The 15,935-nt window shown below is 73.5% G+C and carries 16 protein-coding genes; 8 read left to right on the forward strand and 8 right to left on the reverse strand.

The features are described from left to right. The first annotated feature begins 28 nt into the window (after nt 1-28). On the forward strand, nt 29-1,750 hold the full coding sequence (locus L7D48_RS14355) for an acyl-CoA dehydrogenase family protein (protein WP_237879841.1): 1,722 nt from the start codon (nt 29-31) through the stop codon (nt 1,748-1,750). 67 nt (nt 1,751-1,817) lie between these two features. On the opposite strand, the gene L7D48_RS14360 is transcribed toward L7D48_RS14355, so the two are convergent. From L7D48_RS14360 to L7D48_RS14380, 5 genes are all read right to left on the reverse strand, one after another. After that, nucleotides 1,818-2,654, reverse strand: a complete 837-nt coding sequence (locus L7D48_RS14360) for an alpha/beta fold hydrolase (RefSeq protein WP_237879826.1) — start codon at nt 2,652-2,654, stop codon at nt 1,818-1,820. Nucleotides 2,655-2,724: 70 nt separating this feature from the next. Beyond that, entirely contained in the window at nt 2,725-2,979 is a 255-nt protein-coding gene (locus L7D48_RS14365) for a helix-turn-helix transcriptional regulator (protein WP_237879827.1), read from the reverse strand. Beyond that, a complete protein-coding gene (locus tag L7D48_RS14370) occupies nt 2,979-3,476 on the reverse strand; it encodes a DUF2975 domain-containing protein (RefSeq protein ID WP_237879828.1) in 498 nt (165 codons plus the stop codon). The genes L7D48_RS14365 and L7D48_RS14370 overlap by 1 nt, the downstream gene beginning before the upstream one ends. 91 nt (nt 3,477-3,567) lie before the next feature. Beyond that, nucleotides 3,568-4,170, reverse strand: a complete 603-nt coding sequence (locus L7D48_RS14375; RefSeq protein ID WP_237879829.1) for a dihydrofolate reductase family protein — start codon at nt 4,168-4,170, stop codon at nt 3,568-3,570. Then, nucleotides 4,167-5,051: a metalloregulator ArsR/SmtB family transcription factor gene (locus L7D48_RS14380; protein ID WP_237879830.1), complete on the reverse strand. Its 885-nt coding sequence runs from the start codon at nt 5,049-5,051 to the stop codon at nt 4,167-4,169. Before L7D48_RS14380 ends, L7D48_RS14375 begins: the two co-directional genes overlap by 4 nt. A 220-nt stretch (nt 5,052-5,271) precedes the next feature. Here L7D48_RS14380 and L7D48_RS14385 point away from each other — a divergent pair, with 220 nt between their 5' ends. The 7 genes from L7D48_RS14385 (at nt 5,272) to L7D48_RS14415 (ending at nt 12,742) form a co-directional block, all read left to right on the forward strand. Next, nucleotides 5,272-6,342, forward strand: coding sequence for an alpha/beta hydrolase family protein (locus tag L7D48_RS14385; protein WP_237879831.1), 1,071 nt, complete (start codon nt 5,272-5,274; stop codon nt 6,340-6,342). Between the two features lie 263 nt (nt 6,343-6,605). Next, a complete protein-coding gene (locus tag L7D48_RS14390; protein WP_237879832.1) occupies nt 6,606-7,175 on the forward strand; it encodes a TetR/AcrR family transcriptional regulator in 570 nt (189 codons plus the stop codon). A 99-nt stretch (nt 7,176-7,274) separates the two neighbouring features. Continuing rightward, nucleotides 7,275-8,501, forward strand: coding sequence for a GDSL-type esterase/lipase family protein (locus L7D48_RS14395; protein ID WP_237879833.1), 1,227 nt, complete (start codon nt 7,275-7,277; stop codon nt 8,499-8,501). Further along, complete coding sequence (locus L7D48_RS14400) at nt 8,498-8,821, forward strand: hypothetical protein (protein ID WP_237879834.1); 324 nt, start codon at nt 8,498-8,500, stop codon at nt 8,819-8,821. The genes L7D48_RS14395 and L7D48_RS14400 overlap by 4 nt, the downstream gene beginning before the upstream one ends. Nucleotides 8,822-9,152: 331 nt before the next feature. Then, on the forward strand, nt 9,153-9,521 hold the full coding sequence (locus tag L7D48_RS14405; RefSeq protein WP_237879835.1) for a hypothetical protein: 369 nt from the start codon (nt 9,153-9,155) through the stop codon (nt 9,519-9,521). A 449-nt stretch (nt 9,522-9,970) separates the two neighbouring features. After that, nucleotides 9,971-10,777: a nucleotidyltransferase domain-containing protein gene (locus L7D48_RS14410; RefSeq protein WP_237879836.1), complete on the forward strand. Its 807-nt coding sequence runs from the start codon at nt 9,971-9,973 to the stop codon at nt 10,775-10,777. A gap of 318 nt (nt 10,778-11,095) precedes the next feature. Beyond that, nucleotides 11,096-12,742, forward strand: coding sequence for a YhjD/YihY/BrkB family envelope integrity protein (locus tag L7D48_RS14415; protein ID WP_237879837.1), 1,647 nt, complete (start codon nt 11,096-11,098; stop codon nt 12,740-12,742). A 13-nt stretch (nt 12,743-12,755) separates the two neighbouring features. Here the strand turns inward: L7D48_RS14415 and L7D48_RS14420 are convergent, their stop codons facing one another. From L7D48_RS14420 to L7D48_RS14430, 3 genes are all read right to left on the reverse strand, one after another. Then, nucleotides 12,756-14,249: an NAD(P)/FAD-dependent oxidoreductase gene (locus L7D48_RS14420; protein WP_237879838.1), complete on the reverse strand. Its 1,494-nt coding sequence runs from the start codon at nt 14,247-14,249 to the stop codon at nt 12,756-12,758. A gap of 1 nt (nt 14,250) precedes the next feature. Beyond that, on the reverse strand, nt 14,251-15,375 hold the full coding sequence (locus tag L7D48_RS14425) for a glycosyltransferase family 2 protein (protein ID WP_237879839.1): 1,125 nt from the start codon (nt 15,373-15,375) through the stop codon (nt 14,251-14,253). Continuing rightward, on the reverse strand, nt 15,372-15,935 hold a 564-nt coding region (locus tag L7D48_RS14430), incomplete at its 5' end, for a carotenoid biosynthesis protein (RefSeq protein WP_237879840.1). The genes L7D48_RS14425 and L7D48_RS14430, both read right to left, overlap by 4 nt.

Here is a 15,935-nt window from a genome sequence, read left to right on the forward strand (position 1 = left end):
CCTGAACCCCGAACCGGAGAGAACACCCATGGCCGACCCGCTGCTGTTCAACCCCCGCACCTACGACCCGGAGCACTTCGACCCCGAGACCCGCAGGCTGCTGCGCGCCACCGTCGACTGGTTCGAGTCCCGCGGCAAGCGCAGGCTGATCGAGGACTACCGCAGCCGTGCCTGGTTGGCGGACTTCCTCTCGTTCGCCGCCGGGGAGGGGCTGTTCGCGACCTTCCTCACCCCCGCCTCCGAGAGCGGCGGCCGACAGGACGTGCGCTGGGACACCGCGCGGATCGCCGCGCTCAACGAGATCCTCGGGTTCTACGGCCTCGACTACTGGTACGCCTGGCAGGTCACCATCCTCGGTCTCGGACCGGTCTGGCAGAGCGGCAACACCGAGGCCCGCGCCCGCGCCGCCGAACTGCTCTCCCGGGGCGAGGTGTTCGCGTTCGGCCTGTCGGAGAAGGCCCACGGCGCCGACATCTACTCCACCGACATGCTGCTCGAGCCCGACGGCGAGGGCGGTTTCCGGGCGAACGGCTCCAAGTACTACATCGGCAACGGGAACGCCGCCGGCCTCGTCTCCGTCTTCGGCCGCCGCACCGATGTCGAGGGCGCGGACGCCTACGTCTTCTTCGCGGCCGACAGCCGCCATCCGGCCTACCGCCTGGTGAAGAACGTCGTCGACTCCTCGAAGTACGTCAGCGAGTTCCGCCTCGAGGACTACCCGGTCGGTCCGCAGGACGTCCTGCACACCGGGCGGGCCGCCTTCGACGCCGCGCTCAACACCGTCAACGTCGGCAAGTTCAACCTCTGCACCGCCTCGGTCGGCATCTGCGAGCACGCGATGTACGAGGCGGTCACCCACGCCCGCAACCGGATCCTCTACGGCCGTCCCGTCACCGACTTCCCGCACGTACGGCGGGCGCTGACGGACGCGTACGTCCGCCTGGCCGGAATGAGGCTGTTCAGCGACCGCGCCACCGACTACTTCCGCTCCGCGGGCCCCGACGACCGCCGCTACCTGCTCTTCAACCCGATGACGAAGATGAAGGTGACCACCGAGGGCGAGAAGGTCATCGACCTGATGTGGGACGTCATCGCGGCCAAGGGCTTCGAGAAGGACGCCTACTTCGCCCAGGCCGCCACCGAGATCCGGAGCCTGCCGAAGCTGGAGGGCACGGTCCACGTCAACCTTGCCCTGATCCTCAAGTTCATGCGCAACCACCTGCTGGACCCGGTCGGCTACGAGCCCGTGCCCACCCGCCTCGACGCCGCCGACGACGCCTTCCTCTTCCGGCAGGGACCGGCCCGCGGCCTGGGCTCCGTCCGCTTCCACGACTGGCGTCCCGCCTTCGACGCCTATGCCCACCTGCCCAACGTCGGCCGCTTCCGTGAGCAGGCGGACGCTCTGTGCGAGTTCGTCGTCACCGCCGCCCCCGACGAGGAGCAGAGCCGCGACCTCGACCTGCTCCTCGCGGTCGGCCGGCTGTTCGCCCTGGTCGTCCACGGCCAGCTGATCCTGGAGCAGGCGGGCCTGACGGGACTGGACGAGGACGTGCTCGACGAGATGTTCGCCGTCCTGGTCCGCGACTTCTCCGCGCACGCGGTCGAGCTGCACGGCAAGGACTCCGCGACGGCCCGGCAGCAGGACTGGGCCCTGGGCGCGGTCCGGCGCCCCGTCGCCGACGACACCCGGTCGGCGCGCGTGTGGGAGCGGGTCGAGGCTCTCGCCGGGGCCTACGAGATGGCCCCGTAAGCGGTACGGCACGCGGCCCGGGAGCGGCCGGGCGGGTACGAACGCAGCCCGGCCGCTCCCGGCCTCCTCACCCGTCCGTGGTGAGGAAGCCGAGCAGCTCGGCCAGGAGCAGGGCGGGCGCGTCCAGCGGGACGAGATGGCCCGCGCCGGGGATGAGACGCAGCCGGGCGCCGGGGACGAGGGCGGCCAGCTCGTAGGCCTTCGCGACGGGGATCCAGGTGTCCTGCTCGCCCCAGCACACGGTGACGGGAACGGTGATCCGGGGATACAGCCCCTGGATCTCGTCGGTGAAGCGCTGGTCGGCCTGGGCGATCTGACGGTAGAACGCCGCCCGTCCGCTCTCGTCGGACCAGGGGGACAGGAGAGCGTCGGCCATGCCGGGGCGCAGCCCCCCGTGGCTGGCCGAGGCGATGTACTCCCGCACCAGTGCGCGGTGCAGTGGCAGCGGGAGCTGTTCGAAGACCTCGGCGTTCTCCCCGACCAGCCGGAAGAAGGGCGAGCCCCACGGCGCGAGCGCGACGGGATCGACCAGCGCCAGCCTGCGGTACTCGGCCCCGTGCAGCAGATGAGCGCGAAGGGACACGCATCCGCCGAAGTCGTGTGCGATCACCGAGGGGCGGGACAGCCCCCAGTGTTCGAGGAGCCCGCCGAACACCTCGCCCTGGGCCGCGAGCGACACGTCCTGGCCGGAGAACTTCTCGGACGCGCCGTAGCCGGGCATGTCCCACACGAACACCCGGTGGTGCCGGGCGGCCAGTGCGCGGGCGATCTCCCGCCACACGAGGGAGGAGAACGGGGTGCCGTGCATCAGGACAACCGGCTCCCCGTCCTCCGGTCCCAGGCAGTCCCAGCGGACGGTCCCGGACGGGCTGTCGTAGCTCCGGCGCAACTGCCAGGTCTCCATGGCGGTCTTCCTTTCACGCACGTGTTCGGTCGCGGTGTGCGCTGTCCGGGGACAGCGCACACCCCTCAGGTCACGAGTGCCCGGCTGCGCGCGCAACGCCGTCCTCGGCGCCCTCGGCCTCTTCGGGCTCCCAGCGAAGCAGGTCCCCCGGCTGGCACTCGAGCACCTCGCAGAGCGCGGCGAGTGTGGTGAAGCGCACCGCCTTGGCACGGCCGTTCTTGAGCACCGCCAGATTGGCGGGCGTGATCCCGACGCGGTTCGCCAGTTCGCCCACGGACATCTTCCGCCTGGCCAGCATCACGTCGATGTCGACGGTGATCGGCATCAGATCACCTCCTCCAGTTCGGCCCGCATCCGCGCCGCCTCGACATCGCGTGCCACGGCCTGGGCGAGCAGCATCCGCAGCACGAGCACGACGAGCGCCACCCCGAAGACCGCCAGACAGACCCCGCCCAGCAGGAGGACGATGCCCGGAGCCACGGCCTCACCCGGCGCGAGAAGCACCCCGAGCGCGAACACCAGGAGGGCGGCCGCGACGAAAGCGCCGATCACGATGTGCACGTACCGGAAGGCGGCGTGGGAGAACACCGTCCCGCGCCGCACCATCGTCACCAGCCGCCACACGCAGACCAGGACGACCTGCACCGTCACGACGCCCAGGATCGTGATCACGAGGAACGGGGTGCGCAGGTGGGCGAGTTCCGGGTCGAGCCCCTCCAGGTCGGCGGCCAGCAGCGGCACCATCACCGCCTGAACGAACACCGAACCGGTGAGCAACGCCGCGAGTACGGCACGCAGTGCGAGTACCGCCGACTTTCCCATCACATCTCCTCCTGTCGAACAACGATAGCAATCTATCGATACTCGATAGGATCGGCAAGGTGTTCCGCCGCCGGAGCCCGACGCGCCCGGCTCAGCGGACCCGGTCGTAGACGAGGGCCAGCGTGCCGTGCTCGCCCGCGGCCTGACCGGCGAGCGCCCACCGCCCCGCGGGCAGGCCGTCGTCGAACAGGCGCGGCCCGCCGCCGAGGAGGACAGGGAAGACCGCGAGGGCCAGCCGGTCCACCTCGTCGGCCGCCAGCAGCGCCTTGACGACGCTCGCGCTGGAGAGCACCAGAATGTCGCCGCCCTCCGCGGCCCTGAGGTCCGCCACCACTTCGGCGGCCGGCCCGTCGACGACCGTCGTCCGCTCCCACGGGGCTTCCGCAAGGGTGGAGGAGAGGACCACCTTGTCGGTGCCGACGAGCCACTTCGCGAAGGACTCGTCGCGCGGGTCGGCGCCCTCCATGCCGATGACGGTGGGCCAGAAACCCAGGAAGCCCTCGGCGTTGACCCGCCCGAGCAGGGCCGTCGTCGCCGGCTCGTGGAGAGCGGCCAAGTGGTCGCGGGCGACGTCGGTGTGGGCGTACGGCATCACCCAGCTCATGTCCAGGGGGTCGTCCGGCCCGGCGTAGCGGCCGTCGAGGGAGAGGGCCATGTTGGCGACGACCCTGCGGCCGCCGTTCCGCTCTGTCACTTCTCGCTCCTTGTGTCGATGCTGTCGGCGCTGTCGCCGTCGGCGGTTCCGCGTGTGTCCGCGGCGAGGGCCGCCGCGAGTTTGTCGAGGCTCTGCCCGAAACCGATCTCGATGCCCGCGATGAAATCGGCGGATCCGACGGTGCTGTCGGTGATCCGGTAGCGGACGTCGAGGTCGGTGCCGGTGCCGGTGTCGGTGTCGGTGGGGCGCAGGTCCAGGCCGACGTGGGCGGTGAAGGCGGGGCCGCCTTCGGGGAGCAGCGGGGAGAGCCGGTAGGCGAGGTGTTCACCGGGGCGTACGTCGTCGACAGTCCCTTCCGCCCGCCCGGCGATCGGGTCGGATCCGTCGACGTCCTCCGCGTCGCGGTACTCGTGGAGGATCCGCCCGCCTTCTCGCGCCTCGAAGACCAGCTCGCAGACGCGGAGGTCGTCGGGCGCCCACCACCGGGCGAGCAGAGAGGGCTCGGTCAGGTGGCGCCAGACGATCTCCGGGCGCCCCGGCAGCGACCGGTGGAAGTGGAACGAGCGGTCGTCGGCCCATCCCGGCTCCTGTGCGGCGAGTCGCTCCGCGCGGAGGCTCGTCCCGTAGCGGCCGTAGGTCGCGCGGGGGCCGGCGGCCCGTTCCGCGGTGTCGGCGAGCCTGTCGAACTCGGCTGCCAGATCCCGCAGGGGACCGGACCGCAGTGCGTAGATACGGCGCCGGCCGGAGCGCTGGGAGGCGACGATGCCGGCGCGCTCCAGGGTCTGCAGGTGCTTGGTCGTCTGCGGCTGACGCGCCTCGGCGAGCCGGGCGAGGACGCCGACCGGGCGGGGGCGCTCGGCCAGCAGGGTCACCAGCCGCCAGCGGGCCGGATCGGCCAGTGCGGTGAGGAGTGCGTTCACGGGAGGAAATATTCCTGGCGAGGAATATTCGTGTCAAGGAATATTTCGAGGACCGGCCGGGCCGCGCCGGGGCGCGTACGGCCCGGTCTTCGGGGGCGAGGCGGTGGGCGGAGGAGGGCCTGCCGCCGGAGTCTGTGAGGGGGCCGTCCGGGTCGGTGTCGGGGGTGGTGTCCGTGGCATGCCGGATGCCCGCGGGCTCCGGCCCGGTGACTCTGAGGGCATGACTCCACGCACCCGTGCTCGTATGCGCCTCGGCCTCGTCGCGCCGATGGCCGCCCTCGTACCGGTCCTCGCGCTGCCCCCCGCGGCGGTGTTCCCCGCCGGCAACGCCCCGACCGCCGTTTCCGCGTCCCATGACCTTCCGGCAGCCGGCTCCGAACGTCCGGCCCGCGTCGTCGGCGAGGAGCGGATCGGCCCCCGTCTGCTCGACCTGACCATCCGCTCCCCGGCCCTGGCGGGCACTGGAAAGGTGCGGCTGCTGACCCCGGACGGGTGGGACTCGCGCCGTCCCGGCGACCGCTGGCCGGTGCTCTACCTGCTGCCCGACGGCAGCGGGGACCACCGCGCCTACAACGACGACCACCGCATCGAGGAGTGGCCCGAACTGCGCGAGACGCTCGTCGTCGTTCCCCAGATGCCGTTCTACGGCTTCTACAGCGACTGGTGGAACGGAGGGGAGGGCGGCGCGCCGGCCGTGGAGACCTTCCACCTCGACGAGGTGGTCCCCATCCTGGAACGCGGCTACGGGGCCGGACGGCAGCGGTCGATCGCCGGGCAGTCGCAGGGCGGGTACGGGGCCGTCAAGTACGCGGCGCGGCGCCCCGGAATGTTCGAGGCGGCCGCCAGTTTCGGCGGCTTCCTCCACCCCCTCCAGTACCCCGAGGCGGTCAGCGGCGGCGCGGAGTACCTCGGTGTGCCGTGGCGGAGGATCTGGGGCGACCCGGTCCGGCAGCGCCGCGTCTGGGAGCGGAACGATCCCTACCATCTGGCCGAACGGCTCCGCGGCACGCGGGTCCACATCGCCGCGGGAGACGGCACCCCGGGCGCCCTCGATCCGCCGGGCGCCGAGCCGGACCCGGACATCCCCGGACTGGCGGATCTGGCTCCGCTCTACCAGGACGAGGTGATCTCGCTGACCGAGGCCGTGATGGGGGACGAGTCCCGCGCCGTGGCCCGTCGCCTCCAGGAGGTCGGGGTCCACGTCACCACGCACTTCTACCGGGGCACTCACAGCCCGCCGTACTGGGGGCGCGAACTGCGCCGGGTCCTGCCGGTACTGCTCGACCCGTGAGACCGGGCCGCCTGTCCGGCGCTCCGGGTGGAGGGCTCGCCGACGGCCGGCGGTGAACTCCTGGCCGGGGCCTGCCGGGCGTGGTGGTCGCGGCAGGCCGCACCGGCGTGCCGCCTGCCGCTGATCGGCGGCGGCACGTGCCACCTCCGGGAAAGGGGTCGCATCCCAGGGGTCGTGCGTCGAGCGCACAACCTTGAGAGGTGAGCCGCTTGCCTAATGCCTATAGGTTTCTGCATAATTCCTTCAGGGTGAGGAGGGAAGGCATGGCGAGGGCAGGGCTGACCGGAGAACGTCTGGTCCGGGCGGGAGCGGAACTGGCCGACGAGGTCGGCTTCGAGCACGTGACCGTCTCGGCGCTCGCCAGGCGGTTCGGCGTCAGGACCGCGAGCCTGTACTCCCACCTGGAGAACTCCCAGGAACTCAGGACCGGGATCGCCCTGCTGGCCCTGGAGGAACTCGCCGACAGGGCCGCCGACGCCATGGCCGGGCGAGCCGGCAGGGACGCCCTGGAAGCCTTCGCGAACGTCTACCGCGACTATGCCCGGGAGCACCCCGGTCGCTACGCCGCGGCGCGGCTGCGACTCGACCCGGACACGGCGGCCGCGAGCGCCGGAGGCAGACACGCGCAGATGATGCGAGCGATCCTGCGCGGCTACGACCTGGCGGAACCGGAGCAGACGCACGCCGTCCGGCTGCTGGGCAGTGTCTTCCACGGCTACGTCAGCCTGGAGGCGGCAGGCGGCTTCAGCCACAGCAGCCCCGGCGCGCAGGAGAGCTGGGCCTGGATCCTGGACCGCCTCGACGCCCTGCTGCGGGGCCGGCCCGCCGACTGAACACCGCCGCCGGCCCCCACGGCCACCTGCGCGCGGCCGTGAGGCGTTGCGTGCCGGCGCACGCGGAAGCCCCGAACACCCCGACCGACAGAGTGGGCCATGAACAACACCGAACACGACCGGATCGCCACACCCGTCACCACACCCGTCACCGCGGACCTCCTGCGTGGCGCCCTCGACCTGGAGCACACCGCACGAGGCGTCCTGCCGCACCGGCTGCCCGCATGGGCCCGAGCCCAGTGCACCGACGGGCAGCTGGCCATGGCCGAGTCCCAGCCCTCCGGGGTCCGGCTGGTCTTCCGCACCCGGGCCACCGCCGTCGAGTTGGACGTGCTGCCCACCAAGCGGGTCTACACCGGTGCCCCGCCCCGCCCCGACGGCGTCTACGACCTGCTCGTCGACGGCCGCCCGGCCGGCCGGGCCAGTGTGGCCGGCGGCGACACCCTGACCATCGACATGGCCACCGGCACCGCCGAGCACCGGCCCGGCCCGGTCGGTACGCTCCGCTTCACCGGCCTGCCCGGCGAGGCCAAGGACGTCGAGATATGGCTTCCGCACAACGAGACCACCGAACTGGTCGCCCTGCGCACCGACGCCCCCGTCGAGCCCGCGCCGGAGAGGGGCCGCGCGGTGTGGCTGCACCACGGCAGTTCCATCAGCCACGGTTCGGACGCCGCGAGCCCGACCACCACCTGGCCCGCGCTCGCCGCCGCCCGCGCCGGCGTGGAGCTGGTCAACCTGGGGTTCGGCGGCGGCGCCCTGCTCGACCCGTTCACCGCCCGCACCCTGCGAGACACCCCCGCCGATCTGATCAGCATCAAGATCGGCATCAATCTGGTCAACAGCGACCTGATGCGTCTGCGGGCCTTCGCCCCCGCCATCCACGGCTTCCTCGACACCATCCGCGAGGGCCGGCCCACCACGCCGCTGCTGGTCGTCTCACCCATCTGGTGCCCCATCCACGAGGACACCCCCGGCCCCAGCGTCCCGGACCTCACCGCCCTCGGAGCCGGACGGCTGAGCTTCCGGGCCGCGGGCGATCCCGCGGAACGCGCCCAGGGGAAGCTGACCCTGGGCGTCATCCGGGAGGAGCTGGCCCGGATCGTGGAGCGGCGGACGGAGGAGGACGCGAACCTCCACTACCTCGACGGCCGCCGCCTCTACGGCCGGGACGACGCGGCCGGACTGCCGCTGCCCGACCGGCTCCACCCCGACGCCGCCACCCACCGCCTCATCGGCGAGCGCTTCGCGGAACTGGTCTTCGCCGCCGGCGGCCCCTTCGCGCGCCGCGGCGCCGGCCCCGCCGCCGAGACGGCCGGCCCGTGAGCATCCGCCGGCGGATCGTGGCGGGGTGGGCCGTGCTGTGCCTGGCCGGCCTCGCCGCCACGTCCGTACTGGAGGCCGGGCCGCCCGCGGGCACACCGTCCTCCCCGGGCAGCGAGCCGACGCCGACCGACACGTACACCGTCGACTGCCGGGAACTCGCCGACGACATCGCACAGGCCCGCGCCGAGGCCGAGCGCGAGCGACGCGAAGCGCTCGACCCGTCCGCGGCCCCGAGGCGCCCGTCAGCGACTCTCAGGACCATGGTGGTGCCGCGGGAGTGCGCGGACGAATTCGAGGACAGCGGGCTGATGACACGGTGAGCACGGCGTGTCCCGCGGCCTTCGCCGACCCGGCCGTGCCGTTTGAGCGCAGGCGGGTCGTGCGGTCAGGCCTGTTCGCGGGAGACTGCCGGACGCACGGCGGTGTGGAGACGGGCGGGGAAGCGCGCCGCCCAGCGGTGCGAGGCCGTCCGCGGAGCGTTCGGCCGGGCGGAGCGCGAGCAGCACGGAGGCACGGAAGGTGCCGGTGGGCCCGTGAGAGCATCGTGCCCGCGGCAGCCGGAGGTCGTTGTCGCTGCCGCCTCGCCGGCCACAGGCCGAGCGGCTCGACCGGAGCACGGGCGGCACCGAACTGCGGTGTGCGGGGGCGGATATGGCAGACAGCGGGACAGCGGAAGCAGGCCGGGAACGCGGGCGCGCCGGGCGGCTGACCGAAGGACTGACCGTCGCCGTGGCGTCGGTCCTCTCGTTCGGCCTGTTGGCAGGCCCGGCGATCGTCTTCGGCGCCACCGCCTGGCGTCTGGGCGCAGACACCGGCGTCACCGCGTTCAGCCGGCTCTCGACGGTGTTCCTCCTCGTTCTCGTGGTGCTGCCGCTCGTCCTGGCCCGCGTGGTGTTCCGCGCGGGCCGGCGCAAGGGCAGGGAGCGGCTGACGGCGGCGGTCCCGGCGGTACTGACGCTGCTCGGCTCGTCCGTCGTGCCGTTCACGGCTCTGTGCCTGATCGTCGTGTACGCGCACTGACTCCGAACGAGAGCGTCCTGTGTCACGCCTCGGCCTGGTGGCGGGAAGACCGCCGACCGGTCGTCCGTGACCGCGCCATGGGTGCCGTTGCGCCGTACGACCATGGAATCCGACGCCGCCGTACGGGCCGCGGGAACAGGCGCGACGGGGACCGGCCATCACCGCGCTGCTTGCGGGCCGGGGCCCCACCGGTTCGTGAGCAGTGGGTTTCCGAGGAGCGAGGCCCTACCGCTCGTAGCGCCGGCGTGCGAGGCGGACGGTGATGCCGGCGCCGATCTGGACCGTCTCGGGCAGTACGCGCATGATCCGGCTGAGCACCTGCTCGCGCTTCGCGGCCGGCGGTTCGGTGACGTGTCCGCGGAAGGGAGCCCAGGCGCATCGGCACGGTGCCGAGCCACCCCCTGGAAATCCGCTCGGCGGCACGCAGCGGTACGGGGCACAGTGGCCCCATGAACGGACGAGGACTGGACCGGGACGGAACGATCACACGTGAGGGCGCGCTGGACCGGGTGCCGGCGGCGTTCGTTCCCGTCGTCGACGCGGCCCGCGCTCACATCACCCGGACGTTCGGCGGAACGCGTCTGCACAGCGCCTATCTCTACGGCAGCGTTCCCCGTGGTACAGCCACGCCCGGAGTCTCCGACCTCGACGTTCAGCTCGCTCTCCATGACGAGCCCACCGGAGCCGACCGTGCTGACGCCGACGCGATCGAGGCCGCTGTCGACCACGAGTTCCCACAGATCGATGGCGTGGGGATCCTGCTGTCCAGCACACGGACCCTGCTCAGCGGCATCGAGCTCCACGACGGCGGGTTCTTCATCGCCTGCCTCTGCACCCCGTTGCTGGGCCCCGACCTGGCGGAACAACTGCCCCGCTACCGCCCCACGGCCCTGCTCGCGCGGGAGACCAACGGCGATCTCGCCCGCGTGCTTCCACGCTGGCGCGCCAAAGCCGACGAGGCTGCCACGGACGCCGATCGCCGGGCCCTCAGCCGTCTTGTCGGCCGCCGTATCGTCCGCACGGGATTCACCCTGATCATGCCCCGGTGGGGTGGCTGGACCAGCAACCTCGACCAGTCCGCGGAGCTCTTCGGCCGCTACTACCCCGAGCGTGCCGGGCAGATGGCAGTCGCCGCCTCCACCGGCCGTGCGCCCTCCCCCGACCCGGCTGTGCTCGGAATGCTCATCGAGGACCTCGGCCCCTGGCTCGCAGCCGAATACACAGCCGTCCACGGCGAGAAAGCCCCGCGTGTCTGACGGGTGGCCGGCACTGGGGCGGTGATCCGCGGCAGGTGCCGGTGCGGAGCTGTTCGACCGGGATCCGGTGGCCTGCTCGATTCGTCCGCCGGGTCCGGCCCGCCGCACCGCTGCCGGCCGTCTCGCCCATCCGGTGCCCCGTACAGGAGGACATCCCGATTCCGGTGTCCCGGACCTCACCGCCCTCACCCCTGTCCCTGCGCCCCGAGGCGACGACGGAGGATGCCCGCCCACGGGAGGACCGCTGTCGCGCGGTGCCCTGTGTATCGTCACGTCAAAGCACGCATATGCCTCATAACGCATGCAGAGGAGCCGGCGGTGCCGACTGGTGCTACGCACACAAGGCGGGGTGCGCTGCGCCTGCTCGTCCGCGAGGTGCGCGATGGCCTGCACGGCAGACAGGTGGCCCTGGTCGCGGCGGGAGTCTCCTTCTTCGCGATGATCTCCGTCGTCTCCCTGGCACTGCTCCTGCTGCGGCTGTGCGCGTTCGCGATCGGCGCGGACGGCACCCGGCAGGCCGTGGCGCAGATCGCGGACGCGCTTCCCCACGGGCACGGGGTGCAGACGGGGCTGCGGACCCTGGCCGAGGCGGCGGTCGGGCTGTCCTGGCCCGCTCTCGCCGTCACGCTGGTGCCCGCCACCGTGTACGGCGAAGGGCTGCGCCGGGGCTTCCTGCAGCTTTCCCTGACGGCGGCGGAGGAGGACACGTTCACCGGCTGGCGCGGCAGGCTGGGGATGGTGCCCGCACTCGTGGCGGCCCCGCTGCTCATGGGCGCCGCCCTGTACGCCGGCCCGGCGCTGGCCCGGCCGGCCGAGGCCGGCGGCCCGCAGGCCGCCCTGTCCGCCTTCCTGGCCTTCCATCTGCTGTGGGTCCTGCTCTCCTTGGAGGTGCTCCTGGTCTTCCGGTTCGTCGGCGTCGGCGCCGCCGCTTCCCGGGCGACGGTCCCGGCCGCGTTCGTGACGGGGGCGTTCCTGTGCGGTTTCCTGGGCGGCTTCGTGGTGTTCCTGGCCATCCCGGTCGACTGGAGCCTGCCGTTCGGCGGGCTCGTCGCCCCCGGCGTCACCGTGGCACTGGGACTGTGGCTGTACCTGCTGCACGCGGTCCTGCTCGTCGGCTACCAGCTGATGCTCTGCCTGGAGGGCCGCACGGAAACCCTTCTCGCGACGCTCCGCCCCTTCCGGAGGACCCGGGCACCGGGCGGCCGTGCGGCCGGTGGGCCGACCCCCCGGCCGCGGTCCGGAACGCCCCCGGCCGCGAAGAAGCGCTTCCGCCGCGGGACACCGTTCACAGGACCCGGGACGCGCGGCCGCGACGACGCCCTGGCCCGGTGGGCCGAGCTCCACGCAGGGCACGACCCCTCCGGCAGCACCCTGGCCTCGGGGTGGGTGGTGCTGGTCCAGCGCTGCGCCTCCACACGTCCGCTCCGCGCCCTGCCGCCCGACCTCCTTTCGCTGGCAGGCCCTCTCGCGGTCGCCGCCGCCGTGGCACTGGCGGCCGAGGGCGGCCGATGGCCACTGGCCGCCTGCGTGCTCGTCGTCCTGTCGGGCCTGTTCGACGGGCTGGACGGCGCGGTCGCCGCGGTCACCGGCCGGGCCCGCCCGCTGGGAGCCGTGGTGGACGCCCTGGCCGACCGGGTGGCGGACCTCCTGCTCGTCGCGGTCCTGTACGCCCTGGGGGCGCCGGCCTCCTGGTGCCTGGCGGCCGCTCTCCTGGCCCAACTGCACGAGTACGTGCGGGCCCGGGCCAACGCGGCGGGAATGCGCGGGGTCGGAGCGCTGAGCGTCGGCGAACGGCCGCTGCGGGTGGTGCTGAGCGCGGTCGCGTGCCTGGGAAGCGGCCTGCTGCCCGACGGCACGCCGGGGACGGGGTGGGACTGGGCGACGGTGTGCGCGGTGTGCTGGACGGTGGCCGGAGCCGTCGGCTTCGCGCAACTGGCGGCCGGGGTGGCGCGGGCACTGAGATAGCGGCTCCGCGAGGTCAGGCACCGCCGATCTGCGCCGCGGCGATCTCAGCCGACAGCGCCACCAGCGGAAGGCCGCCGCCGGGGTGGGCGGAACCGCCGACGAGGAAGAGCCCGGGGACGGGGGAGCGGTTGGCCGGGCGGAGAAGGGCGGCGCGGACGCCGTTGGAGGAGGCGCCGTAGATGGTGCCGCCCGGACTTCCGGTCTCGCGTTCCAGGTCGAAGGGGCTGCGGGCCTCGTACCACAGCAGGCGCGGGCGCACGTCCGCGCCGCGGGCGGCCATGATGTCCAGGATCCGCTCGGCGTAGGACTCCTTGAGACCCGGGACGGTCCAGTCGACGGTGCCGGGTGCTCCCCGCTGTCCGTGCCGGGGGGCGTTGACCAGGACGAACCACGCCTCATGCGCGCCATCGGGACGCAGCGCGGCGTCATCCGGCGCGCTGATGTACACCGCCGGGTCGGCGGCGGGACGGGCCCGGGCACCGAAGACGGCGTCGAACTCCGCGTCGTAGTCCGCCGGAAACAGGACCCGGTGGTGCGGTGTCAGGGGATCCCGTCCGCGCAGCGCGAGCAGGAGAACGAACCCGGACAGCGAGGGCCGGGCACGCGCGAGGGCGCTCAGGGGCCGGCGTCCGCGCCGGTCCGCCGCCAGACGTCCGTAGAGGACCGCGGCGTCGACGCCGGAGACGACGACGTCCGCCGCCGCCGTGCCGCCGTCCGCCGTGCGGACCCCGGTGACGCCCCGGCCCGAGGTGTCCACCGCCGTGATCTCGCAGCCGTAGCGGAACCGCACCCCCAGCTCGGCGCAGCGCCGCTCCACGGCCTCGGCCAGCAGCCGGAGACCGCCGGGGACGTACCAGCTGCCGTAGTGCTGCTCCACGTACGGGACCACAGCCATCACGCCGGGCACGCGCCGGGGGTCGGAGCCGCTGTAGGTGGCGTAGCGCTCCAGCCACATGCGCAGCCGGGGGTCGCCCAGGTACCGCCGGCCGGTGCCCCGCAGGGTGCGCCAGGGGGCTACGGCGGCCAGGCCGCGGGGGCGGAGCGCGTGACGCAGCAGTCCCGCCGGGCCGCCGAGCGGCCGCCGCAGCACGTCCTCGCCCACCAGCCGCCACAGCTCGCCGGAGGCCGCGTGCAGCCGGGCCCACTGCGCTCCGGCGCCTTCGCCCAGGGCACCGTCCAGCGCACCGGGCACCAGGCGCGGGTCACCGGGCATCACCAGGCGGGTCCCGTCGGCGAACCGGTAGACGCAGGCCGGCTCCACCGGCCTCAGCGGTACGCAGCGCTCCAAGGGCTCGCCGGTTTCCGCGAACAGCCGGCGGTAGACATTGGGCATGGTCAGCAGCGACGGCCCGGTGTCGAAGACGAAACCGTCCCGGCGCACGGTGCCGAGCTTGCCCCCGCACACGGCCGCCCGCTCGTACACGGTGACCCGGTGCCCCTGCCGGGCGAGCCGGGCGGCAGCCGCCAGGGCGCCCATACCGGCACCGACCACGGCGACACGGGCCACCTCAGCGCCCCCCTCGCAGCGGTCTGCCCTTCCACGTCAGCGTGGAGCGGCGGTGACCGAGCCAGGACCGCGCCGTCAGAGCCACCAGCAGGCTCACCGAAAGCGGGTGGGCCAGCGCGTCCGGCCAGCAACGCCCGCCCGTGCGCCGCGCGGTCAGCGCCCGCCCCGCCACGGCCGCGGCGTATCCGGCCGCACCCCATCGCGACCCCCGCAGCGCCGCCAGCGGCGGTACCACATAAGCCCAGGCCAGGAGAGCGCACACCGCCGCCGCGCCACCGCCGGACCCGAACGCCGCCCACAGGGACTTGCCGTATCCCTCACGCAGATCGCGCCAGCCGTCGTACATCCGGCACCTCGCGATCCGGCTGCCGTCCACGATCCCGCCCCGGCCACCGGCCCGCTTCAGCGCCCGGACGAGCGCCATGTCCTCCAGTACCTCGTCCGTGACCGCGGCGAAACCGCCGCAGCGGCGCAGGGCGGCGGCGTCCACGACGAGGAACTGGCCGTTCGCCGCGGACAGCGCCGGCCGCGGTGAGGTCTCCGCCCGCCGCAGCGGCAGCGACGTCAGCCACGACCACTGCAACAGCGGCTGGACGAGCCGGTTGGCGGATCCCTCGGCGACCTGGCGGGGGAAGGGGGAGACCAGGTCGAGTCCGGCCGAGCGCAGCAGCGTCACCGAGGAAGCCACCGCATGCGGCGCGAGCACCACGTCCGCGTCCACGAAGACCAGCACACTGCCCCGCGCGAGCGACGCGAGCTGGTGGCAGGCGTGCGCCTTGCCCGGGGAGCCGGGCCTCGGCGCCGTGCCGCGCACGACCCGGGCGTGCCGGTACGGTCCGCACAGACGGCGGACCACGTCGCCGGTGCCGTCGGTGGACTGGTCGTCGAGCACGATGACCTCCGCCCGGGGCACCCGCTCCTGCGCCAGCAGGGACCGCAGCGCGGGGCCGACGCGCCCGGCCTCGTCGCGCACCGGCATCAGGAGGGACACAAGCTCGGCCACCGGCGGCGGATCCACCGGCGGGGTCCGCAGGGCCCTGCTGTTCCAGGCGCTGTGCACGGCACCGGCGACCGCGAGCACCGAACCCGCCGCGACCGCCGTCCGTGCGAAGCCGGGCCGGCTCACCCCCGTCTCCCGGCGGCGCCCGCCGCCCGCGCGGCCAGCGGCACGGCGACCAGGCCCATCAGCACTCCCCCCACCAGCGCCACCTGCGGACGGCCGAAGAAGACCAGACAGGCCGTCACCGAGGAGGCGTAGGTCCACAGGTACAGCACGACAGCCGGGCCGCCGGGCGTACCGTTCCCGGCGGGCCGCCGCACCGGGCGCCGGGAGACGGCGTCCACGGCGGCGACCATGACCACGGACACGGCCACCCACCCGGCGAAGTTGGTCAGCGGTACGCCCTCCACGCCCGGGAGCCCCGGACGGGGGTGCGACCAGACCCAGTGACCGGCGTCGACCATCTGCGGATCGAGGAAGACGTCCCAGGACGCCAGGGCCCATCCCCCCACCACCGCCGTCCGCACCCGGGACGCGGGCGCACCGGCACGCCCGCGGTCCCCGGCCAGTACGCGCCCCGCCTCCAGAGCGGGCCAGGCCATCATCATCCAGGCGAGAGGCACCACCACCGGCACCCCCGCCAGGCTCGGGCCCAGGGAGCCCGTGTAATGGTAGGAGCCGAACGG

This window comes from Streptomyces sp. ICN903 (assembly GCF_022015835.1).
GTDB classification, from domain to species: domain Bacteria; phylum Actinomycetota; class Actinomycetes; order Streptomycetales; family Streptomycetaceae; genus Streptomyces; species Streptomyces fenghuangensis.

Coding starts and splice junctions, on each gene's coding strand:
- L7D48_RS14385 (WP_237879831.1), top strand. CDS start 5,272: ATGACTCCACGCACCCGTGCTCGTATGCGCCTCGGCCTCGTCGCGCCG.
- L7D48_RS14365 (WP_237879827.1), bottom strand. CDS start 2,979: ATGCCGATCACCGTCGACATCGACGTGATGCTGGCCAGGCGGAAGATG.
- L7D48_RS14355 (WP_237879841.1), top strand. CDS start 29: ATGGCCGACCCGCTGCTGTTCAACCCCCGCACCTACGACCCGGAGCAC.
- L7D48_RS14370 (WP_237879828.1), bottom strand. CDS start 3,476: ATGGGAAAGTCGGCGGTACTCGCACTGCGTGCCGTACTCGCGGCGTTG.
- L7D48_RS14390 (WP_237879832.1), top strand. CDS start 6,606: ATGGCGAGGGCAGGGCTGACCGGAGAACGTCTGGTCCGGGCGGGAGCG.
- L7D48_RS14410 (WP_237879836.1), top strand. CDS start 9,971: ATGAACGGACGAGGACTGGACCGGGACGGAACGATCACACGTGAGGGC.
- L7D48_RS14360 (WP_237879826.1), bottom strand. CDS start 2,654: ATGGAGACCTGGCAGTTGCGCCGGAGCTACGACAGCCCGTCCGGGACC.
- L7D48_RS14405 (WP_237879835.1), top strand. CDS start 9,153: ATGGCAGACAGCGGGACAGCGGAAGCAGGCCGGGAACGCGGGCGCGCC.
- L7D48_RS14395 (WP_237879833.1), top strand. CDS start 7,275: ATGAACAACACCGAACACGACCGGATCGCCACACCCGTCACCACACCC.